The sequence below is a fragment of the Candidatus Nitrosopumilus sp. bin_7KS genome, assembly GCF_054095835.1.
The window spans coordinates 130713-152964 of record NZ_JBSWSO010000004.1 but is presented as its reverse complement, the minus strand read 5'-3'; the positions used below and the strand labels follow the sequence as shown (position 1 = coordinate 152964).

Genomic DNA, 22252 nt, shown 5'->3' with positions numbered 1-22252 from the left:
TCAAAATCAAGAATGAAAAATAAAACAAACTATGCAATCTACAGCATGATACTTGGAATCATTTTGTTATCAACTGTCTCAACAAATGAATCCATTCAGGTATTTGCACAAACAACATCAGATGACGGATTTACTGTAAGAAGTAATGAGCAAATTTTTAAAGATCCCATGGCAATGTCATTGCTTGAAAAAATAGAAATGATGAAACTTAAATTTGCTCAAGCAAAAGAAACCAAAACAAAACAACAAGAGCATAAAAAGTTCATTGATCAACAAAGAACTCTTGCAAAACAGGCACTAGAAAACGAATTAGATAGAATTAATGAAAAATACAAAGATCACACCCCAAAAGCATCTTTTACAAGTTTTGTCTCATCAAAACCTATAGAAACTCAGAATGTGTATTGGGATATGTTCAACTATCAACAACAAAAAGTCTCTAATGCTAGACTAGCAATGAAGACAGTTCTTGATAATGGAGGCTCACTTCAAGAGGCAAGAGAAGCATATCATAATGCAGGTGCCATCAAAAGAGTAGAACTAATTGACATTACAAAAGACCTCAACATCAAGTATGGATTAGCAGACAATACAGTTCAATCTACCTTTGACCAGTATGGAAAACTACCAAGGTATGATTAATTTTCTTTTTTTATAATACAATCTTCGATCCGACTCTACAAAATTATTATGAATTGATCATTTTTTTGAATATGTTAGATTAACTTTGTTTTTTTAGAACTAATTCATGTTCAAAATTACATCCATAGTATTACTATCATGTGTATTTAGTCTGCTTTATGCTAGTCCAGCATTTGCTACAGAAAATTTTACATTTTCAGTTAACAGTTTATCTGAATTTGAGGCAGGTCAGTTTCCATTTGTAAATGGGAAGGCAATATCTTTGGATAATAGTCCTGTTTCAGATGTTCGGATTCAAGTTCACTTTCCTTCTGGAACCATTAACACAACAACCAATTCTACTGGTCAGTTTTCAGCATTATCTCCAGTACCTGTAGACCTTGGAGAATACACCATTACAGTTTATGCTAAAAAAGATGACAGGCATACTAGTTTCCAAATAGCATACCAAGGTGTAGAAAGCAAACCAAAAATAGAATCACAAATAGAAAAACCATCCAAAACTAATGAAAAAATAGAACTAGATCCTTTTTCAAAAATGATTAAACAGTTAGAAGCAGAAAAAACAGTGGATGTGAAAAGGAAAACGATCCTACAAGAGCAAAATCAAATTAGTGAACAAAGACGACTTGCTCAAATAGACTTGGAAAAAGACTTGAAAGAATCTGAGAAAAGGAACGAAGCATACAATCCAAGAAATGCATTTTATAAATTCATACAGAAAATAGATAGTTCTGTAAGAGGAATATTTTGGCAACAGTTCTTGTTTACAGAAAGTATCACAAAACAGGCACATGAAGCCAAAGAAAACGCATTAGATGAGGGCAAATCATCTTTTGAGGCTATGAAAACATTCCAAGAAAAAGCAGCAGTAACCCAAAAAGAGGTAATGAATCTTAACAAGAATTTGAATGTGCAATATGGAAATGCTACATCAAATATTCAAAACCAATTCGATGAAAATGGAAAACTTCCTCGAGAGGATTAATCTAAATTCCAAATACTTTAGAAAATAGTATCGCAATACCAAAGATACTTTATATTTGGTAGACATTAATTTTTACTGTTTGGCTAGTTATAAGGGAGCATATTCAAATGATCAATCATTAAATTTTGCAATTCCCATCATTGTGATTTTATTTTTAGGAATTATCTATATCATGACACAAAGAGCAGATTCAGGATTTGTCAGCTTTATTCTAATTGGTGCAGCAGCAGTTACAATGTTTTATTGGGTCAGAGTTTTAAAGAAAATGGCTAAAGATCAAAAACCAGCATACACACAAGCTAGAGAACAGGAAACAAAGAACTGGGTTTATGATTTGATTAAAGGTGAAGAAGAATTTGTGTTTGTTGCAGAAGTTCCAGGGCCTGAAGATAAAATTGCCGTCAGATTAGTAGATGGGATTCTATACATTCGTGGAACAGCAGGGTTTTCAAAAGAAGTTCCAATAGAAGGAGTAAATGAAATGCAAATATTTGATTTCAAATATAGAAATGGTGTATTAACACTACGAATTAAATAATTAAAGACTTTTTGCTAATTCTAATTTTTGCGGTAAATATTTGTCAGTAATGTTTGTTAAACCATATTTTGAGAAAGCCTCTAATTCAGCTTTTCTTTTTAATTTTAAAAATACATCAAGCTCTTTTTTCCAAATTCCATCTTGATATCTAGGATCCTTTTGTAAATCATAGCACCTCTTGATATCAGATTCAGTCATTGGAATTGTTGGTAACTTGTATTTTTCAATATCAGTAGCCCACACTCCAACCCATTTTGCATCTGGAACAGTTAATTCCCTAAGATGAGCAGCATTTGCTGAACCAGATTTTATAACCATTGCAATATGTTCTCCATACACATCCCCATCAGTTAGAACAATTACAGGTAATTTCATTTCTTCATGTAATCTTTTCAACAGAGTTCGAGTTGAACGAGGCGCTTGTCCACCCGTATTGATAATAATAGATTTGAATTTTTTATCAATTTGTTCCTCAACAAATCTAGTAAAGAGGCCACCTTTTTCAATTGCAATAACAATTTCTGCACTAGTATCAACTAATTCAGCAGTAGTTAAACTAGGACCAATTGAATAACCATCAGGATGGTTTGATAAATTCATGGTTTTACCTTCATATCCAGGAATAGTATATTCAATTGTCAAATCTCCAAAAATAGAGCTTCTCTCTTCAGGAAATATGTGGAAATCTTCTCTAGGCTTGGAGGTTACTGCCTCTAAATCCACAATAATATTATCAGATTCAGATTGGTCTTCAAATTCAATTGCGAAAGCTTGTGATGAATAGTAGACATCTCTTAATGTAGATGACTTTTTTTCATGAGTTAATCTATTTGCAAAAAATGCCAACCACATTAATTGTGTGAAAGATCTCAACTGTGCAGAGTTTCTTGAACTTCTAACTGCAGCATTTGTCCCAAGAATGTATTGTCTAAGTTTTTTATCATAAACAATGTTACTTACGGATCTACTTGGAATAGAGAATTTTGGAAATTGCCCGTTATCTAAGTCATCATATATTTTTGCACCATGGCTTTTAAGCATCTCAAGAATATTCTTTTGTTTTTCATCAGCTTTTTTACTTCGCTCTTTAATCTTAGTTTGTTCTTTTTTACTTGTTGCCAATTTCATTTTCCTCCTCTACTGATTGTTTAGATTCAACTGCATTTTCTTCCAATAGTTTCTTGTAATTAGGTTCTTTCTTTTTTCCAGCAAGCTCTGTACAAAATTCTGCAATTTGTGGTAAATATTTTGCATAAAGATTTGCTCTCTTTTTCGCCATATCAGCTTGACCACGTTTAGACATGTATGCTGCTAATTTTCTTGACAGTAATTGTAATCCCAATCTTAATTCTCGTTCAATTTCAGGTCTATCTGCAACATTTTCCTTTCCTGCAGTTTTGTATGGGATTCTAGTTGAACAAATATGAGATACAATGATGAATGGAGGTTCTCCTTTAACTTTGTACCTTCCCCAATCAGTATCATTAACAACTTTTAGTACAACATCACTTCCTTCATCATAAAGTAATGGAATTCTATTGGCATATCGATAAACATGAGGTCCGCCTGATTTTATATCACCACCATAAGCAATACCCATCTCAATAATGAACGGAAATCCTGAGTATGCAGATGCTGAACGTTGGACTACAGCAGTAAAATCAGGATTGAAGAATTTTTTAATTCCTTTCTCTAAAGGATCTTCTCCCAAGGGTGCTAAACAACTAGAATCTGGCGCCATGAAATCTTCAAATTTTTGAAGTGAGTCACTCAAATTGACTAATTCTTGATTTGATAAAGTTCCCATTCTTTTTTCAGGTTTAAAACCCGCAAATTCTGCAAATTTTACTGCAGTAGTAGGTCCAATTCTTTGAAATCTTTTTGTAAGAAATGTTGTGAGTGGTTCTCCTTGTACAGTATTGGTTAATTGTTTGTAATACTGACTTTCAGGATCCATATCCACGGATTTTGATTGTGAATCACCAAAATCCCAATAAAATAATTTTTTGTTTGGCATATCAATATCTTCAATTTTAATTTTGTTTAATTTTTCAAAATCCATTTTTAAAAATGACATCAAAGCTATTACAACTCTCACTTGACGTGGAAGTGTTTTCCATTTTTTCTTTGCTTTATCCATAATTGCAGTGAAACTAAGATTTTTCACCGACAATCCTAAATCTTTTCTAACTTTTTCAATCATTGCATCATCAATGGTAGGAATTTCAAATTGCGATTCCACAATCATCCTTCTAATTCGTTCTACATCAATACCATGTGGATGTGGACGAATAATAGTAGGGGGTGGAGGAATTTCTTTTACAAATCTTGGATGACTAAATTTTTGATCCTTTGGATCATCAAAAGTAATTGAAGCGTATGGAGTGATCAAAGATGTTTCATAAACATAATCTCTAATTTTATTTCCTGCTTTTGAATAGTCACCCTCTAAACAAATACTTACACTAAGACCATGTTTTGAAACTTCTTTGGTTGTGTGTTTTACAATTACAGGTTTATTTTTTTGAATATCAAGTAATAATTCAAATGTATCTTGAGTAACACCATCCACCGAACTTTTTACAGTTACCGGTTTGTTAGTAGTAATTTGTCCATAAAGAATTGCCATAGTTGCACCTAAACCAAACATTCCCCTTGCTTGTTTGAGCCCAAATTTAGAACCATAAAGTACAGTTCCAAAAGCTAACGGAATATGTTCGGCATCGATTCCAGGTCCATTATCCTTTACAGTCAGTATGTAGGGTTTAGGATCTGGCTTATCAGGATCTACAGCCTTGATAGTTAAATGTACATCTGGAAGAATTCCTTTTTGATCACATGCATCTAAGGCATTCTCAACAAATTCTCTTACTGCAGTATAAAGAGATCTTGTAGGATTACTGAATCCAGCTAAGTCACGATTACTGTAAAAAAATTCACTGGGAGAAATTTGGTTAAATTTTTCTTTAATAGAAGACATCTTGATCTTCCCATAATTTCATTCGTTCCTGTTTTGCCGTTCTGTTTGCTGCTTCCAATTTTGTATAAACTGCACCATGCATACTTCCACTTGAGATAGAAGATATAGCATCAACTGCTAAACGTAATTTACTTGAATCACCAATAATTGAAACAGTTCTTCCATAAACTGAGATATGAGTACCACTAAGATTTTCCATGTTTCGTCTTGCTCTACCACCTTCTCCAATAATCCTCCCTTTTATCCTTTCAACATTAGCATTGGATTTTCCTGCAAATTCTCTAAGATCTATTACATGTAATGCATTTTCACCTTCAAGTAAAGTCATTGCATTTTCAGGAGAAAACCCTCTTCCAATTGCTGTAACTATCTCCATAGCTTTGAATGGTTGAATTTTATCAACATCACCTTGAGTTCTGATAAAAACTTCTCCAGTATCACCATCAATTTCTAAAGAAACATAACAAGTTTCTTCTATTTTGGATTTCACGTTTCCAGATTTACCAATTAAAACTGCAATTCTATCATTTGGAATACGAATTAGTTTTTCAAAGCTCATTTTACAATATCCTCAAATATTTTATCTGAATCTCCAACAGGAATTCCTCTTTTATTGAAGAATCTTCCGATGTTATTAATATCACGTTTAAGAAATTCATGAGCGTTTGGATGTCTAAGATCAACACCAGAACCTAGATCAAAAACAACTAAACCTTTTTCAGTTTTAAAAATATTATATTCTGAAAAATCACCATGAACTAATTTTGCTTTTTTGTATATATCAGTTAAAATAGATATTGCTTGGGCATAGTCATTCTCATCAACTTCTGAAGTTAGTAATTGCTTTGCAGGTGCTCCACCAACGCCGATAAATTCCATAGCAAGGACATTATTTGTAACATAATATGGTCTAGGAACCGGGATTCCCGCCTGATAACATTGAGTTAGATTTCGATGCTCTTTTCTTGCCCATAGATAAACAAGGTTTTTTGTCCCTTTTTTGAGATGAGAAAATCGAGGATCTCCAATGATATAGGGCTCACGTTTTTTAAAATTTGCAGTACTTACCAAATAAATTTTTAATGCAACACTAGCACCATCATCATCAACTCCCCAAAAAAGAACAGATTCCTTTCCTGCACTTACTGAACCATTAACATAAGCAATAACATGATCAGTGATCATTTTGTAAAGAGTCATGACAGTTGGTTTATCCAAAACTTCATTGACCACTTTTCCTTTTTTGAATCCATCTTCTAGAGGAGATCGTTTTCGTTTTGATCTTAGTTTATTATCTAATTTAGATTCTAATTTTTTGCTAATAGTATCAGTCATTGAAGAGATATACTCCTACTAGATAAAAGGGATTGCTGTTAAAAACTAAAAAAGTTTGTAAAGTGAAAATCAAATCAAACAAATTTAGATATTAAATATAATTAAAAATGGAACATCTGAAACTATCTTTACAGCATTTTCAGAACCAATACCTAGTTTTAGAGCTAATGAAATAGTTTCTTTTCCAGCCATATTAATAATTGAAGAGTTTTTCAATAAAGATTCAGCTTCATCTTTTTCAATAAATCTCTCTCCGTAGTAATTTTCACTAATATGCATAGTTAAATCACCTTCAATAATTTTTTTTCCCAATAACTCAGCATCACAAATATTGAGCATTGATTGTTTTTGATAATTCGTAGTTCTTACCGAATATTGCATTACGCATATTTACCTTTCAAAGTAGATTTTGCTCCACATGCTTCACAGATTAAAAATGAAATTCTATTTTCTTTTAGAATCTTTGTATCAGGGCTTTTACATGTTGGACATTCAAGATAGTCTTTTACATAAATTTGAAATAATCTTGTGAAATCATCAGGTGCTCGTCTACCAACAAACATTGCCTTATCACCAAGTCTTTCTGCTGGAACTGCAAATTCTTTTGAAAGATATTGTAAAACTTTGTCAGGATCTCTTCGTAAAATCTTTGGAAATTCTGAAAAATTTCTTAAAAAGGTTTTTTGACCCTCCCACATTACATCAACAACAGGAAGTTCAAATCTAGTTTGAGATTCCTTATCAGTGTCACCTAATTTATCCTGAATACGTTTGAGTAGGGTTTCGTAATCTGATTTAGTCACTAAAAAATGGTGCATGGTTGACCCTATATGGGTTTTGAAAAAGAGAAATCGTGTGGACCTTGTGTGAGGTTATTCCATCTTTCCTATTCGGAAGACGTTCGTACCACATGTTGGACATGTACCTTTTACTGCAGGACGTCCGTTCTTTAGTGTAGTTTCTTTAGGATCTTTGATATCCCTTTTTGCTCTACATTTTACACAATATGCTTGAACCATTATGAAATTTATCAAACTTTGTGGTATTTAGGCAGAGGCTGTGAAAATTATTTCACTATAGACTAGATGTGCGTAAATTTTTTTAGGCATAAGAATATCTATTTTGTGACTATTTACAAAAAAAATAACCATATTTAAAAAAAACCTTAACAGTATTCTCAAAAAGTATGTTTTTTCCAATATTTGTTTGATAAATATGGATTTCATGAATTATTACCAATTATAAACTCCTTATTAGTAAAATTACAAAATGGCATCAAAAAAAGGAGTAGCAATAACAGCAATAATTTTAGCAGCAATTACAGGTGCAAGTTTTTTGTTATGGATTGTTCCTCAAGATGTTGAAACAACTTTTGTCGTATCAGATTATAAAAATTATCTAGACGGAGTTAAAAATATCCATGAAGTTTTAGAAGAATCAATTGAGATTGAATATGAGAATTTAAGAACTGGAAAAATCTCACCACAAGACTATATTTCAGTAACTGAAGTTACATCATCTCAAGTAACTACGCAAATAAGTGAATTTGTAACATCTAAACCATCAGAAGAATGGCAAGCAAGTTACATCAATTACATGGAGGCTTTAAAATTATTTAATTCCTATATTGTAGAAACCAAGGTTTTAGCCAAAATGATTGAAAATGAAAATAGTGAAGATGAAATGAGTGAGATTTTGGAAAAAATAAACATGTTAAAGTCTGAATCTATAGAATTTATAAAAATGTCTGATCAATCAAGACCAGGCTAGTCTCAAAACCGAATTTTACTATTCATAGAAGTTGGAAATCGTTAAAAGGTAATTCTGTAAGAGAAATAGAATGTCTCAACGATCAGGCAAAGTGGAAAAGGACGTAAATGCATCAACTGCCAATAAATTACTAGTAATTTGTATTGATAGAGATAATGATGTAGGAGAGAAAGCAGGGATTGTCACACCTGTTATTGGAAGAGATGCATGTATTGAAGCAGCACAGAGATTAGCATTAGAAGATCCTGAGGATGCAGATTCAAATTCAATTTTTGCAGCAATTAAAACATATGAAGATTTAATCAGTAAAGGATACCAAGTTGAGGTAGTAACTGTTGCAGGAGTTAAAGATAGAGGAGTTCAAGCTGATGAAAAAATTTTAGTTGAAACAAGAAAAGTTTTAGAAAAATTTTCTGCAAACGGTGCAGTTATTGTGTCTGATGGAGAAGATGATGAAAGTGTCATACCAGTAATTCAAAATGTATTACCAGTAGTATCAGTACAGCGGGTAGTAATGAAAGTAAGTAGAAGTGTGGAATATTCCTATGCAGTTTTTGGAAAATATCTTAAAATGCTTGCATATGATTCAAAATATTCAAAATTCTTTTTAGGGGTTCCTGGAATTCTTTTATTAATTGGTGGAGTTGCAACAGTGTTTGGTTATACCGCAGAAATATTTGCAGTGCTAGTAAGTATTTTGGGTGCTGCATTTTTAATTAGAGCATTTGATATTGATAGAGTGGTATCAAATTGGTCAAAGCCAACTCCGATGGGTTTTATCAGAATGTTTACAATGGTTGCAGGAGTATTACTAATTCTTTCATCAGTGCCAGCTGGAATTAGTGCAGTTGATACAGAATTAGTTGAAGCAAATGTACAGCTAATTTCAATAATTACAGACAAAATAATTGTAGGACAATTTGTATCAGGGGTATTACCGATTTTATGGATTGGTTTGGGTTCAATATTTGTAGGTACATTGCTAAGTAATTGGATTGGAGGAATTCCAAGACAAATTAGTGATACTTTGAGAATTATTGTATTAGGTGCACTTTATCCAACTGTATTGCAATTTACCAACATTATGATTTATGATGAACCTTCTCTTACTCTGATTCCACCACTACTAGGAGGATTAGCAGCAACGCTAGTCTCAGCCACAATTCTCTTTAAAAAATATAGAAAGCATAAAGATCAAGAGATGATTTCAGATTAAATTCATTCAAAAGCGAATCAATAATTCAAATATTTGAAAAACACTGATATCTTCTATCAAGTGTGAATTATCAAATGGTGAGTAGATATTAGTAAAATTAAAGATTTAGTTTTTCAGCTTTCAGGACTCTATAAGATATACGGTAAAAGATTAGAAAGTGAAATTAAAAATGGAGATATTCCAAATCATGTTGCATTAATTTTGGATGGTAATAGAAGATGGGCTAAAAGACATCTTTCAATGCCAAAAAAAGGTCATTGGAAAGGAGCAGATGCTGTAGAAAATCTTCTTGATTGGTGTGAAGAGTTTGATATCAAAATTATAACATTGTATGCACTTTCTGCAGAAAATCTTGATAGGGATGATGATGAATTGAAATATCTCTACGAATTAATTCAAATGAGATTAGAAAAATTATTGAATGATCCAAGAATTCATAGAAGTAAAATGAGAGTTAAAGGGATTGGAAGAATAGAACTGTTACCTGAATCAATTAAAAAAGTTTTACAGCAATTAGATGATGCTACAAAAGATTATGATAATCATTTTCTAAATATTGCACTTGCATATGGAGGACAGAATGAATTAGTAGATGCAGTAAAAAAAATTGGAAGTAAAATAAAAGATGGTTCTCTTAGTGTAGAAGATATTGACAAAAAAGAAATTGAATCAAATCTTTACACATCACACTTACCACAATCATCACCAGATATGGTATTAAGAACTTCAGGGGAGAAGAGACTAAGTGGATTTTTGATGTGGCAAAGTGCTTATAGTGAATTAGTATTTATGGATATTTTTTGGCCAGAATTTAGAAAGATAGATTTAATGAGAGCAATTAGAACATATCAAGAAAGGAAGAGACGATTAGGAAAATGATTGAAGAGACATCTGCAGGAATTGTATTATTTAGAAAAGAAGGGACTAAAAATTTATTTTTACTATTACATTATCCTTCAGGACATTGGGACTTTGTTAAAGGTAAAATGGAAAAAGGTGAAACAATTCATGAAACAGCCATAAGAGAAACAAAAGAAGAGACTGGAATTACAGATGTGAAATTTTTAGATAATTTTGAAGAATGGATTGAATATAATTTTCAATATCAAGGTGAATTAGTTCATAAAAAAGTGGTATTTTTCTTGGCTGAAACAAATACTAAAGATGTAGAAATATCTCATGAGCATACAGACTATACCTGGATGGATTATAACACTGCAATGGAAAAAACTACTTTTGATAATGCAAAAACGGTTTTAACAAAAGCACAAATGCTACTGTCCAAAACTCTGTAATTGTAATTCTTTTGCAACCTGTACTGGATTTTTAGAATTTAGAATTGTTCTTCCCACAATAAGATAATTAGTTCCAGATGAAATTACTTCATTTGCACTACCTCCTTGAGTACCAACACCCGGAGAGAAAATGCTCAAATTTTTTCCTGCTTGTTTAGAACAATATTGAATAATTTTTGGAAATGTAGCTCCTACCACAATTCCATCAACCTTTGCAGTTAAAGCCCAATTCAAAAATAATTGGTACAATTGTTGCTTCTTACCCATTTTAATTTCCATATCATATGATAATTTAGCCTCAGGTGCGCTCATATGACATAATGTGATAACCCCTTTACCATTTTTGTGGGCAGATTTTACTAAATTTTTTAGGCTATCAAGACCCATAATCGGATTTGCAATAACTGCATCAAATCCCAAATTCCACAGATGTTCAGTAGTTACTCTATTGGTATTTCCAATGTCATTGAGTTTGATATCAGCAATAGTTTGTAATCCATATCTATGTGCAGTTTTGTTAATTTTTTGAATTTCTTTTCCACTTAGTGGTAAAAGTAAATGGAAATTTAGTTTAATACCACATAGGAATGGATGTAATTGCTTTATGTTTTGAATTGTTTTTGATTCTAAATTTTTAACAGATAGATCATAATCATTGGCAAGAATGACTTTGCCATTAGTTTTGGATATATGTGAAAGTCTAGTTTTGAAGGTGGCCATAATCTACTAGTGGATGAGTGTCTTTTAATTTTATTATTTTGATATAAGAATATCCATGTTCAGATGGATTATCTACAAATGTTGGTTCTGTTCCGTTAACCGTAGAAAATTTCAAAAAGGGTTTCTGTGGATCTGAATCTAACACCACATGACAAAAATAAGATGTTCCTTCATCATTGAAATTCATGAAAACTCCAACTAGCCACTTATCATTATGAGGAAACAAGAATAACGGAAATGGAATCTCTTCAATTCCCCAAGTAAGTTTTGCAAGACTGGACATATCTTCCAATTGGATTGGTTGATATCTATCCAAAGTACCATTACCAGGTTGTAATGTTTTAGGTAATGATTTGATCCTAACTATTGGAGAATAAAGTTTGCTTGCATCTGAAGTAGTATCAACAATTTCTGATTCTTCTTTACCACCTTTTAGTCCATAGCAAAGATAGTGACCGTTATTTTGAAGCGGAGTGTAGTATACAATTGGTTTTTCTTTTAAAACATCCATTTGTACGGATAAAATTTTCTTTCCATTATAATCATGTAAAAATGAAACACGAGGAGCACGCTCTAATGCACAAACGAGCCTAGTAAATTCTAAAGTTGAATGGACTTGGATGTAACGTGGTAATTTATCAGTAGTTTGTAATGTATCAGTTGTCTGTAACTTGTCCACAGGGATTAGCTGTTGGTTATCAAATTAAACTTATCCAAAACAAAGGAGCCTAGTTTCTTCTATCAATAATATCATTGACATCAGGACCAGTTCCAATAATTGTAACAGGCGTGTTTAATTCTTTTTCAATATTTGTAATGAATGCTTTTGCATCTACAGACAAATTATCAAAAGAAGTTTCACCTGCACAATCAGTAAAGAGTACATCTAATTTTGTTATAGCAATTTGTGTTGCACTATTAAGCATGATTGCACGCCTAGCTAAATCAAAATCAAAATCTGCAGCGCGCCTTTGACGACCAGTAACAGTGCCAAATTCAGACCAGCCTTTTTTTTCTGCATCTTCAAGTGAAAGTTCATTGTCAAGCGGTCCAGTGCCAACACGCGTAACATATGATTTGAAAACAACTAATACTTCATCTACTTTGGTTGGTCCAAGACCAATATCAGCACAAATTCCAGAAGCAGTCACATCTTTTGATGTTACAAATGGGTATGTTCCGTGCCAGAGAGAAAGGAATGTTCCTTGAGTACCCTCTACTAAGACATTCTCATTTGCATCAAGTGCAGAATTTACCTCTAAGGGTACATCGACAATTAGTGAAGATAACGAATCAAAATCTTTTGCAAGTTTTAAAACTCTCATAGCACGGTCAGCATTTGCCGGCCCAGTACCAGAACCTGTACTTCCAATTTTTTCTTTTAATTCCCCTTTTGAATCTCTACTCAAATGAGTTTCTTCAATAACTCCACAGTGTTTATCAATAAAAGAACGTCCGGCCACATCAAAATCTTTAATTTCTTTGTTAAGAACATCAGGATTAATTACAACACCAGGTCCAATCATTACTTTGGCATTTTTATTGAGAAATCCACTTGGAAGCATTCTAACTTTATACACTTTATCCCCATCTCTAATTGTATGACCAGCATTTGGACCAGCACCACCACGTACAATTATTTTTGGGTTATCTTTAATTGCCAAATATGAGATGATCTTTCCTTTTCCCTCATCTCCAAAAAATCCGCCAACAACTACAGTTGATGTCATATTGTTAAACGTCTATTTGGTTTATTTAAGCTAAAGTATTTTCCATGATTTTATATTCAACACTGAGGAGTTTAGATCGATGGTCGGAGAAAATTTTGCAGGAAATATTATTATCAACTTGGCAAATTTACCGGATTTTCTAAGAAATCCAATTTTGAAAAAAAGAATGATAGAATTTTTTTCATTGTCTAATGAAGAAAAAATGGAAGTTATTAACAATGCATTAGAAGCTGGTCCTACAATTCCTTTTCCTAATTTTGCAAAACTTTTCAAAACATGGCTCAAAATTTTAACAACATTATCTGAAGAACAGAGGGAGGGATTATTTTCAGCATATATTACAGAAATTGCTCATTCTCCACAAAAACTAATCACTTTCAACGTAGATGGGATTTTGGAGATATTTTTATCATTAGAAGAAAATGAAAGAGAAATTCTTGCAAAAACAATTAAAAAAATAATCAATAACTTAGATGAAGATTCAAAAAGACGAATGATGATAATTGTTCCTGAAAATGCTAAAAAATACTTAAAATTTTAGGCGCCTGGTCGTTCTTCAGGTTTTCGGTTATCTTCATTGGTATAATCAACCACTTCTCCTTCTGGAGATAAAACACCTACAAAGATCTTCTCATGCTTTTTCAATAATTTTCTATGATCCAGCATAGACATGTCAAGTTTCATCTCATTCATAACCATGATTTGATATTCTTTCCATTCAGCCCAGCATTTGTTACATGTAGGATATTTTGCTGCAACAACTCCAAGCTCTTCACTATCTGGAATAGAATTCTTACATTTGGTACAAGTTCTACTCATAAGAATTAGGAATAATGAACTCCTTTTATCTTTTATTGAATGTAAAACAATAATAATTATCAAAGAGATATGTGTGCATGAAGATAAAATGCCCAAAATGCAAAGAAAATGCAGAGTTGGCAATGGATTACTCAGTTGTAAAATGTAGTTCTTGTGATTTGGATATGAGTTATGGGGAATACGTAAAATTTGTGGCTCATAATGAACCAAAATATTCAGATATTTTAGGAGATTATGCAGCTAGTACAGAAGGCCAATCTTCAGGTTCCTTGGATGAATGGGATTAACAAAATAGTGTAATGATTCATCAGATTAAAATAATTAGTTAAACATAATTCTATTCATCATTGGAGTTTTTATTAGAAAATATTCTTAACTTAGTTGGATTTTTAGTAGGGCTCGCCATTGGCATAATGTCATATATTGGATTTAGAAATACAGGAAGTCCAACATTATTTAGATTAACAATTGCATTTTCTTCAATTAGTTTAGGATTTTTTGTCATATGGACAGGATACCTGGTGGAAGACTTTGTAACAAAGTCAGGGAGTGTAGAAAAATGGATTCAAACTTTAGGAATTGCAATTCAAACAGTAGGATATTTTTTTATTGCATTTTCACATAGCATAAAATCATTCTTTCCAAAATCTAGTTATTTTAGATCAGTAGGAATATTTCCATTATTCCTGGTGTCATCTGTTCAGTTAGAGCATATTTTCAGATCGATATCATTTATTCTCTTAGCATATGGGGCAATTGAAACGATGTTATCATATTTTGATAATAAGAACAAGGGAGCAATTTCAGTTTCTGTAGGATTGGGGCTTTTAGCATTAGGAGAATTTGTAGGATGGTATTCATTTGTATTCCCTGAATCAATCCTGTACTCAACGTCAATAATTATCAAAATTGGAGGGCTGATAGCATTATTCATTCCAGTGAGCAAAGTGCCATTAACTAGGATAAAATTTGATAAAGATTTAGAGTGATTATTCACTAGGCTCAAAATTTACAAGTATTTTGAATTTGTCAAATTCTTTTATCTTTTTAGTATATTGGAAAATATCAGTGCCCTCTCATAGAAATTAGAACAATTGTAAAGTGTACAAATGGCGGAATACAGAACACATATGAAAATTATTGGAGATATTTTAGCAACAACAAGAGATGACTTACAAGATGAAGACGGAGCATCAGTTACATATCTAATTAGAAAAGCCAACATTTCACATTCTAGAATTTCAACCATATTGAAAACCCTAGTGTCTCAAGGACTTTTAGAAAAAGTTGACAATCAAGGTTCAAACAAATATAAAATTAGTGAACCAGGTAGAGAATTTTTACAAGCATATTACAAATTTACAAACTTTGCAGATAATTTTGGATTAAGCATCTAATCTGTTACTTCTTCAGATTCCGCTAAATTATCATCAAAATCATCTTCAAAATCATTATCTTCATAATCAGTAGTTGACATACTTTTCAAAGAATGGGTTAAACTGTTAAAAACTTATTCAAATGAAAATGATAATTAAAGAAAAAAATGGTGATTGTGTATTGAAAGTGAGTTGTAACAAAGAAGGAATAGAGAAAGCTTCAGAAATAATCAGTAAAGGAGGAATTGTGATTTTTCCAACAGACACAGTTTATGGGATAGGTTGCAATCCATACAACAAAGAATCAATAGAAAAAATCTATAAAATTAAATCCAGAGACATCAACAAATCAGTTCCAGTTTTAACATATTCAATAGAAACTGCTGAAAAAATAGTTGAATTTGATCAATTAACTAAAAAAATTGTTGAAAAGTTTTGGCCTGGCCCACTAACAGTGATTTTAAAAGTTACAGATAAAAAAATCAAAGAATCATTGAACTTAAAAAACAAAATTGCAATTAGAGTTCCTGATCATAAATGTACATTAGAATTATTAAAAAAATGTAATTTTCTTGTAGGAACGAGTGCAAATATTTCTGGAGATTTACCATATACAAATCCAGAAGAATGTTTGAAAAATTTAGAAAACTATGATATTTTTGTTGATGGGGGAATAATTACAAGTAAAGGGGAATCAACAATTATAGAAATTGAAAATGAGCAGATCAAAATAATCCGGGAAGGTTCTTTAACTAAAGATGAAATTTTACAATCATGAATCTAATAATTACTTGTCCTAGGCACCTTGAACCAGAAACGGAGGAAGAATTAATCGATATTTTAGGAGAATTGGGAGATTCTGATGTCAAGATTACAATTACTAACATGTCAGGAATATTGACTGCTGAAACAAAACTTGATCCTATAGAAGTTGTAAGAAAAATTAAAGAAATGCTTCTTGATGAACCATGGAGTGTAAGATATTGTAAAAGAATCATTCCAATACAGAAAGTTATTGAATCAAAAATTGAAGAAATTGAAAAAAGTGTTGCAGAGTTATCAAATCAAATTTTAGATGAGGAAACATATAGAATATCAATTGAAAAAAGAAATTCAGAGTTATCAAGTAAAGAAATTATTACAAAAATTGCTAACAATATAAAAAATAAAGTATCTCTAGAATTTCCAGATAGAGTTCTATTAATTGAAATTTTAGGCAATAAAACAGGGGTTTCCATCCTAAAAAAATCAGATATACTAAGTACAGAGAAAACTAAGCGAAGTATGTCAGAGTAATACAGCAGCTTTTTCAACTAAAATATCTGCCAAAGAGTTTTTTGAAATAATTGAATCAGTATATTTTGCCGTAATTTTAAATTGTTTTTTTAGAAAAGATTCATTATTTTTTGAAAACATTGGAATGGATATTGATTTTAATTCAAGATATAATAAATCCAGAGTTTTTTTATTTCCAATTGCAATAATTATAAAATTTGTGTTAGATTTTATTCCGACATTTTTAATTGCATCAGAAATTTGTGTCGTTAAAGCAAATCTCATTAGAATATCGGTTTCAAGTTTATTTGAAAGCAAAATATTATTTTTTTCAGATTCAATAGACAAAGAAATTATTTTTTTTAAATGATAGTTATTTAGAATATAATTACTAGATACAGCCTGAATCATGATCTTAGGGTATTTTTTTCTCAGATTATCTATAAATTTTACATCAATTAATTTTTGACCTTTAATTTCAATAGCCTGGATTATTTTTTTAGAAAATTCAAAATTTACTTTTTTTGATGTGCCTCCATGAATTACAGGAATAATACTTACAAGATCATTTTCTTTTATTATTGTAGATTTACCATCCATTGCAGAAGAATCAGCACCATTAATTGCAATCAATACATTATCTGTGTCAAGTTTAGGGGTATCTGCAGGTTTTAGTTTTAATAGTAAATTGATCAATTCCTGAATGCTCAGATTAGACTGCTCAATTTTCAACTGTTCTATCGGAAAAGATTTTTTTGCACCTCCTACAAATTTTACAGTAAACATATCTATCTAATTTAAAATTGAGAAATAATATTTAATGAATTATTCTGTTTTTTCTTCAGCAGTCTCAGAAGGGATTTCTTCAGTGGTTGTTTCAACAACTGTCTCTGTTGCTTCAACAGTTTCTACTCCTTCTGCTACAACATCTTCAGTCATTTCTATTTCAGATTTTTCTTCTACTTGTTGTTCAGCTTTTGATGCTGCAATTCTAGCCTGTTTGGCTTTTTCTTCACGAACTTCTTTTTTAATAAATTTAGTAATATAGCCTGCAATTTCATTTTTCAAACCTTTTGAACGTACAATAGAAACTTGATCTAAGGCTTTTTTGTTATCTGCGAAATCTTCTCCAAATTTAGTTTTATGATCTACTAGAACCTCATATGAAAGTCGCTTTATTCTATCCACTAACCAATTACATGAAGGGGGTATTTTATACCTATATTCCAAGAAATGAGTTTGAATTTGATTCTAACAAGGTTGCCATCTCATCAAAAGATTTACCTAAAATATTTGAAGCACAAAAAATTACACTGGGTATAAAGCTGATTTGTCCGGATTTCATATCAAAACATCTAGAAAATCTGACAGGTCCATCGGTTTCAACAAGAATTTGAGATTCATTAGTTTTTGACAATAAAGTTTGCTTATCATTTGCATAAATCATTACGGGTCCAAAAGATACAAAAAATCCCATATCCATGGCTTTTTGAAGTTGTTTTTTACTTCCATCAAACCAATGCAATAATGCATGTTTTGTATTATATGAAGTCATAATTTCAAAAACATCATCAAGACTTTTTCTTGAATGAATTGATACAGGTTTGTTAAATTTTTCAGCAAATGATAATAATGTTTCAAATACATGATGTTGTTTTACAGCATCTTCATTTTTAGTAACATATGATGGATCTAATCCAATTTCACCTATTCCAGAAATATGATCATGATTATCTTCAATTAATTTGGAAATATTTCCTAGTTCTTCATTAGCACATTCAGGATGGATTCCGATGAATGGTAAAATTAAATTACTTTTTTTAGCAAGTTCTAATGTCTGTATTGAATTATTGTAATCCATTGATACACAACATGCTTTAATTTTTAAAAATTCCATTTGTTTTAAGATAAATTCCATATCAGAAACATATTCTGGATCAGACAAATGTATATGAGAATCAAAATACCAAGTCATTTCTTTACAAATTATTCAAATAGTCTGTATAAATCGATTCCTTAGTGATATTTTTTCACTCATTATCTTTTTTCGGAAAAAATTAAAACTAAATTCATGAAATCAACAGAATTAGGGTTATCTGCAATGTATAGAATTCTAAAGAAAGCAGGTGCAGAGAGAGTTAGCGATGAGTCTGCAGAGGAGTTAAGAAGGACAATTGAAGGAATTGCAGATGGTATTGCTAAAAGTGCAGTAGATATGGCTTCCCATGCTAGTAGAAAAACGGTAAAAGGGGAAGATGTGAAGTTAGCTTCTAAACCATTTAACAAATTCTAATCTAAAGAGTTTAATTGTTCATTTTGTGTTTTTTAAAACGGTACTCTGGCAGAACGGTTATGCGTGAGCCTGCAAAGCTTATACAAGGGGGTTCGACTCCCTCGGGTACCTTTATCCTACTATGACCTGTCCCTGCATCCAAGGATGAAGAGTGCAAAAATAATCATAAGTACCTTCTTCATTAAAATCAAAAGTAAATGATTCGTATGGATCTAAATGTCCACTATCAAATAGATCAGAAGGATCATCATAAAATCCAGAAGTGACACTGTGAAATGCAGAATCTTCATTTAACCAAGTAACCTGATTTCCAGAATCAATGGCAATTACAGATGGAATGTAACATCTATCAGGCACCTCACATCCAGGACGAGAAGATTTTGTTGACATTATAACGTCTCCAGTAACAACTATTTCAGACTCTTCAGAGGTTTTATCTATAGAAGAATCAAAAGTAACTAAACCAATTATGATAATTACAAAAACCATAACAACACCAATTAAAATTATTTTTTTTAGCAAATCACATCATTTCCTTTTCAGAGTTATTACATAATTACCCAATTCTCTAAATATATAACATATTAGAAGACATAATTGGCTCAAAACGGAAATGGATTGTTAGAATACATACCTGGCTCTCATACATTGTTAGTTCAAAAAAACTCTAGTCCACCTCTTGAAGGATTTGCAGAGAACATACAAGAAAGTATTCATGAATATGCTGAAAATTCAAAAAGTGAAGTAGAGAAAGGCAATAATTTTCTTCAATGGATCCTAACAAGAGTTTTTGAGGCTACTGAAGACGATGCTGCAGATGCCATAGTAGATGGAGCAAATGATCTTGGAATTGATGCCTACCTTCCAGTAGATTTTTCAGATAACACAATCAGATTATTCCAATCAAAATATGGGACCTCACATTCTCTAGAAGCTATAGCTAAATTCAAAGAAGATGCAAAAAGATTACTTGCAAAAGATGTGGTGAAAATGAGACCTGAACTTGCCCAACTTGTTACTAAAATTAAAGAAAAAAATCTAAAGATAAAATGTTGTTATGTTACAGATCAAGATGTAGATTATTCAGATGACTTGGTAGAAATCATTGATCAAAAAGTAATAATTCAAAAATTATGGGATAGAATAAAAAAACCAGCAGCTGGAAAAAAGTCATCAATAAAATTAGAAAGAATGTTAAGACACGAAAACACAATTCTAGGGATTTTAAAGCTACGAGAACTGACAGAATTTGTAAGTAAGAATAGAGATTATGTCTTTGAATCCAACATTAGACAATGGATGCAATTTAAAACTACAGTTAACAAAGGGTTAAGAGAAACATTACAAAGTAATCCAGGTAAATTTTTCTTTTACAACAATGGAATAACGATTGTAGTTAGTGATTTTTCAGAATTAGGGGAGAATTTGATTGAACTACATGCACCTCAAATTGTTAATGGAGCACAAACATCAAATTCTATTCTTGATCATTCTAAGAGAACAAAAAATATGGATGGTTCGATGACTGTTACAATAATTAAAGCAGACGATGAACAAGAACAAAATAACATTACAAAGTATAGAAATTCCCAAAATTCAGTTAGAGGAAAAGATCTAGTTTCATTAATGGATTTTCATAAATCAGTTAAATCGCAGTTGAAAAGTTGCGGTTATTTTTATGAAATTCAAGCAGGTTCTTTTGATACAAAAACAAAATCAAAACAATGTGAATATGTTGGAGACACAATATACAATAATTATCTTCCAGATAATCATAAGAAAGTTATTGTTGCAAAAGATGCAATTCAATCTCTAGTTGCAGGAATTGAACAAAGACCTACAGAAGCATATAGTTCACCAGCGCAATTTCTTCCAAGAGGAAGTAAGTATGATGATATATTCAATGATAATCTTAAAGATGATTATCGAATTTTACTATATCCGTATCTTGTAAAAGAATTTGCAAAAAAATCATTAAAATATGGAAAACAAGGCGGGCATAAAACAAAAAGATATGCAACTTTATTTTTTGTTGCAGTCTATTTTAGAATTCTTCATAAAAAAATTCTAGAATCAAAGGGGGATTTTAAAGGAGATGTTAGAAAATTAGAACCTATTTTTCGTAGTTTCAAACTAAATTCTAGAATTTTAAAGATTACAGATGTAGTAGTAACTAAATTTCTTGAAGATACAGTAGTTGATGATGAGATTGAATTAGCAAATACCAAGCATAATTTCTTTTCACAACATGTATGGAATGATGCAATGCTTCGTGTAATTGATAAAAAAATCAGACAAGAGGAAGATGAAATCTTAGCATTGAAAAAACTCACAACTAGTTTATTCTAATTTCAAAGGTAGTAGTCCAACCAAGTAAAAATCTTGCAGGAGGTTTACATTGGTCAGACTGCCTACCTAAATTGAATATAAAGCAGTAATATTTAACATAATTTTTCCAAGTAGGATTTAATCGAGAATGTTTTTTATATCGAGTTAAAAAAGCAATGTCACTTTGGGTAAAAAAGAAAAATGTGTGATTTGTAGTGAACCCATAGAATTACACTTTAAAGCAATGGAAGAATGGAAAATTGACGGTACATTATGTGGTAAATGTTATTCAAAACAACTCAATGAATATTATCCAGGGGAACACGTTAGAGTAAACAAGCATTTAGATTAATTTTATTCTAGTTTTGAAAGTTTATTCGCATTAATACAATTCCAAACAAGAGGATCATTTTTTAGATCTTTTTCTTCTAAAAATTTGATGTCAGTGATCGTTTTTTTCTTTTTTAGTAAATTAACTTGAAAACTTGAAAATTTCTTACAATCACATGAATTAAACAAGCAAACATCACCGTCACCCTCATCATGATCCTGAGCTTCATGACTACAATTGCATACTGCATCTTTTTTTACATCATCTAAAGATTTGTCTGCATATACTCCTAATCGTAGATATGCTTCACCTGCATGACCTTTTTTGAATCGTTCATAATTTTCTGATTTTGGTAATTCTTTAAAGAAAGATAGATTCGTATCAGGTTTCTGGGAGTCTGATCCCATGATAAACCAATAATTGTTATCAATCTCTAAAAATCGGATTTTAATTGAGGGATCAACCCAAGAATGAATTGTATCATGCCAAAGAGATGCAGCTTCTTTTCTATCAGTAAATAATGGAACTACATTCATTCTCAAATCATAATATCTATACGCAACACCTACAAAGTCATCAAACCAAGGAATAGGGGATTGGGAAGACATTGCACGGA

The 22252-nt window shown here is 31.4% G+C and carries 32 protein-coding genes; 16 read left to right on the top strand and 16 right to left on the bottom strand.

Annotation, left to right across the window (positions count from 1 at the left end):
- The first annotated feature begins 12 nt into the window (after nt 1-12).
- The 3 genes from ACW9W4_RS04165 to ACW9W4_RS04155 all read left to right on the top strand — a co-directional run bounded on the left by ACW9W4_RS04165 (nt 13) and on the right by ACW9W4_RS04155 (nt 2168).
- Nucleotides 13-642 carry a hypothetical protein gene (locus ACW9W4_RS04165; protein ID WP_457761233.1) on the top strand — a complete coding sequence of 210 codons (630 nt, stop codon included), beginning with the start codon at nt 13-15 and terminating at the stop codon, nt 640-642.
- Between the two features lie 106 nt (nt 643-748).
- Nucleotides 749-1630 carry a carboxypeptidase-like regulatory domain-containing protein gene (locus ACW9W4_RS04160; protein ID WP_457761232.1) on the top strand — a complete coding sequence of 294 codons (882 nt, stop codon included), beginning with the start codon at nt 749-751 and terminating at the stop codon, nt 1628-1630.
- Between the two features lie 79 nt (nt 1631-1709).
- The gene (locus ACW9W4_RS04155) at nt 1710-2168 is read left to right on the top strand and encodes an Hsp20/alpha crystallin family protein (RefSeq protein WP_457761231.1); all 459 of its coding nucleotides are present in this window, start codon (nt 1710-1712) and stop codon (nt 2166-2168) included.
- Here ACW9W4_RS04155 and ACW9W4_RS04150 read toward each other — a convergent pair whose 3' ends face one another.
- From ACW9W4_RS04150 to ACW9W4_RS04120, 7 genes are all read right to left on the bottom strand, one after another.
- Nucleotides 2169-3296, bottom strand: a complete 1128-nt coding sequence (locus ACW9W4_RS04150; RefSeq protein ID WP_457761230.1) for a DNA topoisomerase IV subunit A — start codon at nt 3294-3296, stop codon at nt 2169-2171. It lies immediately after the preceding gene.
- The gene (locus tag ACW9W4_RS04145; RefSeq protein ID WP_457761229.1) at nt 3277-5148 is read right to left on the bottom strand and encodes a DNA topoisomerase VI subunit B; all 1872 of its coding nucleotides are present in this window, start codon (nt 5146-5148) and stop codon (nt 3277-3279) included. Before ACW9W4_RS04145 ends, ACW9W4_RS04150 begins: the two co-directional genes overlap by 20 nt.
- The gene (locus tag ACW9W4_RS04140) at nt 5135-5707 is read right to left on the bottom strand and encodes a KH domain-containing protein (protein WP_457761228.1); all 573 of its coding nucleotides are present in this window, start codon (nt 5705-5707) and stop codon (nt 5135-5137) included. The genes ACW9W4_RS04145 and ACW9W4_RS04140 overlap by 14 nt, the downstream gene beginning before the upstream one ends.
- Nucleotides 5704-6483, bottom strand: coding sequence for a serine protein kinase RIO (locus ACW9W4_RS04135; RefSeq protein ID WP_457761227.1), 780 nt, complete (start codon nt 6481-6483; stop codon nt 5704-5706). Before ACW9W4_RS04135 ends, ACW9W4_RS04140 begins: the two co-directional genes overlap by 4 nt.
- Before the next feature lie 84 nt (nt 6484-6567).
- A complete protein-coding gene (locus ACW9W4_RS04130) occupies nt 6568-6864 on the bottom strand; it encodes a DUF424 domain-containing protein (protein ID WP_457761226.1) in 297 nt (98 codons plus the stop codon).
- Nucleotides 6864-7286 carry a translation initiation factor IF-2 gene (locus ACW9W4_RS04125; RefSeq protein WP_457761225.1) on the bottom strand — a complete coding sequence of 141 codons (423 nt, stop codon included), beginning with the start codon at nt 7284-7286 and terminating at the stop codon, nt 6864-6866. Before ACW9W4_RS04125 ends, ACW9W4_RS04130 begins: the two co-directional genes overlap by 1 nt.
- A 69-nt stretch (nt 7287-7355) precedes the next feature.
- Nucleotides 7356-7502: a DUF5679 domain-containing protein gene (locus tag ACW9W4_RS04120; RefSeq protein WP_014965714.1), complete on the bottom strand. Its 147-nt coding sequence runs from the start codon at nt 7500-7502 to the stop codon at nt 7356-7358.
- 250 nt (nt 7503-7752) lie between these two features.
- Between ACW9W4_RS04120 and ACW9W4_RS04115 the strand changes: the two genes are divergently transcribed.
- The 4 genes from ACW9W4_RS04115 to ACW9W4_RS04100 all read left to right on the top strand — a co-directional run bounded on the left by ACW9W4_RS04115 (nt 7753) and on the right by ACW9W4_RS04100 (nt 10764).
- Entirely contained in the window at nt 7753-8253 is a 501-nt protein-coding gene (locus ACW9W4_RS04115) for a hypothetical protein (RefSeq protein WP_457761224.1), read from the top strand.
- Between the two features lie 70 nt (nt 8254-8323).
- Nucleotides 8324-9469 carry a DUF373 family protein gene (locus ACW9W4_RS04110; protein WP_457761223.1) on the top strand — a complete coding sequence of 382 codons (1146 nt, stop codon included), beginning with the start codon at nt 8324-8326 and terminating at the stop codon, nt 9467-9469.
- Nucleotides 9470-9556: 87 nt separating this feature from the next.
- Entirely contained in the window at nt 9557-10348 is a 792-nt protein-coding gene (uppS, locus tag ACW9W4_RS04105; protein ID WP_457761454.1) for a polyprenyl diphosphate synthase, read from the top strand.
- Entirely contained in the window at nt 10345-10764 is a 420-nt protein-coding gene (locus ACW9W4_RS04100; protein ID WP_457761222.1) for a bis(5'-nucleosyl)-tetraphosphatase, read from the top strand. Before uppS ends, ACW9W4_RS04100 begins: the two co-directional genes overlap by 4 nt.
- On the opposite strand, the gene pyrF is transcribed toward ACW9W4_RS04100, so the two are convergent.
- Genes pyrF through ACW9W4_RS04085 form a run of 3 tightly spaced genes read right to left on the bottom strand, consistent with a single transcriptional unit; the run spans nt 10744 to nt 13214 of the window.
- The gene (gene pyrF / locus ACW9W4_RS04095) at nt 10744-11484 is read right to left on the bottom strand and encodes an orotidine-5'-phosphate decarboxylase (RefSeq protein WP_457761221.1); all 741 of its coding nucleotides are present in this window, start codon (nt 11482-11484) and stop codon (nt 10744-10746) included. The two genes, ACW9W4_RS04100 and pyrF, sit on opposite strands and share 21 nt — an antisense overlap.
- On the bottom strand, nt 11465-12163 hold the full coding sequence (locus tag ACW9W4_RS04090; protein WP_457761220.1) for a hypothetical protein: 699 nt from the start codon (nt 12161-12163) through the stop codon (nt 11465-11467). Before ACW9W4_RS04090 ends, pyrF begins: the two co-directional genes overlap by 20 nt.
- A 49-nt stretch (nt 12164-12212) precedes the next feature.
- The gene (locus ACW9W4_RS04085; RefSeq protein WP_457761219.1) at nt 12213-13214 is read right to left on the bottom strand and encodes an adenylosuccinate synthetase; all 1002 of its coding nucleotides are present in this window, start codon (nt 13212-13214) and stop codon (nt 12213-12215) included.
- A 79-nt stretch (nt 13215-13293) separates the two neighbouring features.
- Between ACW9W4_RS04085 and ACW9W4_RS04080 the strand changes: the two genes are divergently transcribed.
- On the top strand, nt 13294-13755 hold the full coding sequence (locus ACW9W4_RS04080) for a hypothetical protein (protein WP_457761218.1): 462 nt from the start codon (nt 13294-13296) through the stop codon (nt 13753-13755).
- On the opposite strand, the gene ACW9W4_RS04075 is transcribed toward ACW9W4_RS04080, so the two are convergent.
- Nucleotides 13752-14033 (bottom strand): Fe(2+)-trafficking protein, encoded by a 282-nt coding sequence (locus tag ACW9W4_RS04075; protein WP_179362411.1) that lies wholly within the window; start codon nt 14031-14033, stop codon nt 13752-13754. The two genes, ACW9W4_RS04080 and ACW9W4_RS04075, sit on opposite strands and share 4 nt — an antisense overlap.
- Nucleotides 14034-14110: 77 nt before the next feature.
- On the opposite strand from ACW9W4_RS04075, the gene ACW9W4_RS04070 reads away from it, so the two are divergent.
- From ACW9W4_RS04070 to ACW9W4_RS04050, 5 genes are all read left to right on the top strand, one after another.
- Nucleotides 14111-14320: a hypothetical protein gene (locus ACW9W4_RS04070; RefSeq protein WP_457761217.1), complete on the top strand. Its 210-nt coding sequence runs from the start codon at nt 14111-14113 to the stop codon at nt 14318-14320.
- A 60-nt stretch (nt 14321-14380) separates the two neighbouring features.
- Complete coding sequence (locus ACW9W4_RS04065) at nt 14381-15022, top strand: hypothetical protein (protein ID WP_457761216.1); 642 nt, start codon at nt 14381-14383, stop codon at nt 15020-15022.
- Between the two features lie 141 nt (nt 15023-15163).
- Complete coding sequence (locus tag ACW9W4_RS04060) at nt 15164-15430, top strand: winged helix-turn-helix domain-containing protein (protein ID WP_457761215.1); 267 nt, start codon at nt 15164-15166, stop codon at nt 15428-15430.
- Nucleotides 15431-15557: 127 nt separating this feature from the next.
- Complete coding sequence (locus tag ACW9W4_RS04055; protein ID WP_457761214.1) at nt 15558-16187, top strand: L-threonylcarbamoyladenylate synthase; 630 nt, start codon at nt 15558-15560, stop codon at nt 16185-16187.
- A complete protein-coding gene (locus tag ACW9W4_RS04050; protein ID WP_457761213.1) occupies nt 16184-16705 on the top strand; it encodes a THUMP domain-containing protein in 522 nt (173 codons plus the stop codon). Before ACW9W4_RS04055 ends, ACW9W4_RS04050 begins: the two co-directional genes overlap by 4 nt.
- Here ACW9W4_RS04050 and cgi121 read toward each other — a convergent pair.
- Genes cgi121 through ACW9W4_RS04035 form a run of 3 tightly spaced genes read right to left on the bottom strand, consistent with a single transcriptional unit; the run spans nt 16697 to nt 18659 of the window.
- Nucleotides 16697-17470 (bottom strand): KEOPS complex subunit Cgi121, encoded by a 774-nt coding sequence (cgi121, locus tag ACW9W4_RS04045; RefSeq protein ID WP_457761212.1) that lies wholly within the window; start codon nt 17468-17470, stop codon nt 16697-16699. The genes ACW9W4_RS04050 and cgi121 overlap by 9 nt on opposite strands.
- Before the next feature lie 39 nt (nt 17471-17509).
- Nucleotides 17510-17872: a hypothetical protein gene (locus ACW9W4_RS04040; RefSeq protein WP_457761211.1), complete on the bottom strand. Its 363-nt coding sequence runs from the start codon at nt 17870-17872 to the stop codon at nt 17510-17512.
- Between the two features lie 31 nt (nt 17873-17903).
- Nucleotides 17904-18659: a TatD family hydrolase gene (locus ACW9W4_RS04035; RefSeq protein ID WP_457761210.1), complete on the bottom strand. Its 756-nt coding sequence runs from the start codon at nt 18657-18659 to the stop codon at nt 17904-17906.
- Between the two features lie 96 nt (nt 18660-18755).
- Between ACW9W4_RS04035 and ACW9W4_RS04030 the strand changes: the two genes are divergently transcribed.
- Nucleotides 18756-18977: a histone family protein gene (locus tag ACW9W4_RS04030; RefSeq protein ID WP_457761209.1), complete on the top strand. Its 222-nt coding sequence runs from the start codon at nt 18756-18758 to the stop codon at nt 18975-18977.
- 111 nt (nt 18978-19088) lie between these two features.
- Here ACW9W4_RS04030 and ACW9W4_RS04025 read toward each other — a convergent pair whose 3' ends face one another.
- The gene (locus tag ACW9W4_RS04025; protein ID WP_457761208.1) at nt 19089-19499 is read right to left on the bottom strand and encodes a cupredoxin domain-containing protein; all 411 of its coding nucleotides are present in this window, start codon (nt 19497-19499) and stop codon (nt 19089-19091) included.
- A gap of 75 nt (nt 19500-19574) precedes the next feature.
- On the opposite strand from ACW9W4_RS04025, the gene ACW9W4_RS04020 reads away from it, so the two are divergent.
- Complete coding sequence (locus ACW9W4_RS04020; protein ID WP_457761207.1) at nt 19575-21326, top strand: AIPR family protein; 1752 nt, start codon at nt 19575-19577, stop codon at nt 21324-21326.
- A gap of 163 nt (nt 21327-21489) precedes the next feature.
- Complete coding sequence (locus ACW9W4_RS04015; RefSeq protein WP_457761206.1) at nt 21490-21657, top strand: hypothetical protein; 168 nt, start codon at nt 21490-21492, stop codon at nt 21655-21657.
- A 2-nt stretch (nt 21658-21659) separates the two neighbouring features.
- Here ACW9W4_RS04015 and ACW9W4_RS04010 read toward each other — a convergent pair whose 3' ends face one another.
- Entirely contained in the window at nt 21660-22244 is a 585-nt protein-coding gene (locus ACW9W4_RS04010; RefSeq protein ID WP_457761205.1) for a hypothetical protein, read from the bottom strand.
- Between the last annotated feature and the right edge of the window lie 8 nt (nt 22245-22252).

Coding starts and splice junctions, on each gene's coding strand:
- ACW9W4_RS04165 (WP_457761233.1), top strand. CDS start 13: ATGAAAAATAAAACAAACTATGCAATCTACAGCATGATACTTGGAATC.
- ACW9W4_RS04160 (WP_457761232.1), top strand. CDS start 749: ATGTTCAAAATTACATCCATAGTATTACTATCATGTGTATTTAGTCTG.
- ACW9W4_RS04150 (WP_457761230.1), bottom strand. CDS start 3,296: ATGAAATTGGCAACAAGTAAAAAAGAACAAACTAAGATTAAAGAGCGA.
- ACW9W4_RS04145 (WP_457761229.1), bottom strand. CDS start 5,148: ATGTCTTCTATTAAAGAAAAATTTAACCAAATTTCTCCCAGTGAATTT.
- ACW9W4_RS04140 (WP_457761228.1), bottom strand. CDS start 5,707: ATGAGCTTTGAAAAACTAATTCGTATTCCAAATGATAGAATTGCAGTT.
- ACW9W4_RS04135 (WP_457761227.1), bottom strand. CDS start 6,483: ATGACTGATACTATTAGCAAAAAATTAGAATCTAAATTAGATAATAAA.
- ACW9W4_RS04130 (WP_457761226.1), bottom strand. CDS start 6,864: ATGCAATATTCGGTAAGAACTACGAATTATCAAAAACAATCAATGCTC.
- ACW9W4_RS04120 (WP_014965714.1), bottom strand. CDS start 7,502: ATGGTTCAAGCATATTGTGTAAAATGTAGAGCAAAAAGGGATATCAAA.
- ACW9W4_RS04115 (WP_457761224.1), top strand. CDS start 7,753: ATGGCATCAAAAAAAGGAGTAGCAATAACAGCAATAATTTTAGCAGCA.
- ACW9W4_RS04110 (WP_457761223.1), top strand. CDS start 8,324: ATGTCTCAACGATCAGGCAAAGTGGAAAAGGACGTAAATGCATCAACT.
- ACW9W4_RS04100 (WP_457761222.1), top strand. CDS start 10,345: ATGATTGAAGAGACATCTGCAGGAATTGTATTATTTAGAAAAGAAGGG.
- pyrF (WP_457761221.1), bottom strand. CDS start 11,484: ATGGCCACCTTCAAAACTAGACTTTCACATATATCCAAAACTAATGGC.
- ACW9W4_RS04085 (WP_457761219.1), bottom strand. CDS start 13,214: ATGACATCAACTGTAGTTGTTGGCGGATTTTTTGGAGATGAGGGAAAA.
- ACW9W4_RS04080 (WP_457761218.1), top strand. CDS start 13,294: ATGGTCGGAGAAAATTTTGCAGGAAATATTATTATCAACTTGGCAAAT.
- ACW9W4_RS04075 (WP_179362411.1), bottom strand. CDS start 14,033: ATGAGTAGAACTTGTACCAAATGTAAGAATTCTATTCCAGATAGTGAA.
- ACW9W4_RS04070 (WP_457761217.1), top strand. CDS start 14,111: ATGAAGATAAAATGCCCAAAATGCAAAGAAAATGCAGAGTTGGCAATG.
- ACW9W4_RS04060 (WP_457761215.1), top strand. CDS start 15,164: ATGAAAATTATTGGAGATATTTTAGCAACAACAAGAGATGACTTACAA.
- ACW9W4_RS04055 (WP_457761214.1), top strand. CDS start 15,558: ATGATAATTAAAGAAAAAAATGGTGATTGTGTATTGAAAGTGAGTTGT.
- ACW9W4_RS04050 (WP_457761213.1), top strand. CDS start 16,184: ATGAATCTAATAATTACTTGTCCTAGGCACCTTGAACCAGAAACGGAG.
- cgi121 (WP_457761212.1), bottom strand. CDS start 17,470: ATGTTTACTGTAAAATTTGTAGGAGGTGCAAAAAAATCTTTTCCGATA.
- ACW9W4_RS04035 (WP_457761210.1), bottom strand. CDS start 18,659: ATGACTTGGTATTTTGATTCTCATATACATTTGTCTGATCCAGAATAT.
- ACW9W4_RS04030 (WP_457761209.1), top strand. CDS start 18,756: ATGAAATCAACAGAATTAGGGTTATCTGCAATGTATAGAATTCTAAAG.
- ACW9W4_RS04010 (WP_457761205.1), bottom strand. CDS start 22,244: ATGTCTTCCCAATCCCCTATTCCTTGGTTTGATGACTTTGTAGGTGTT.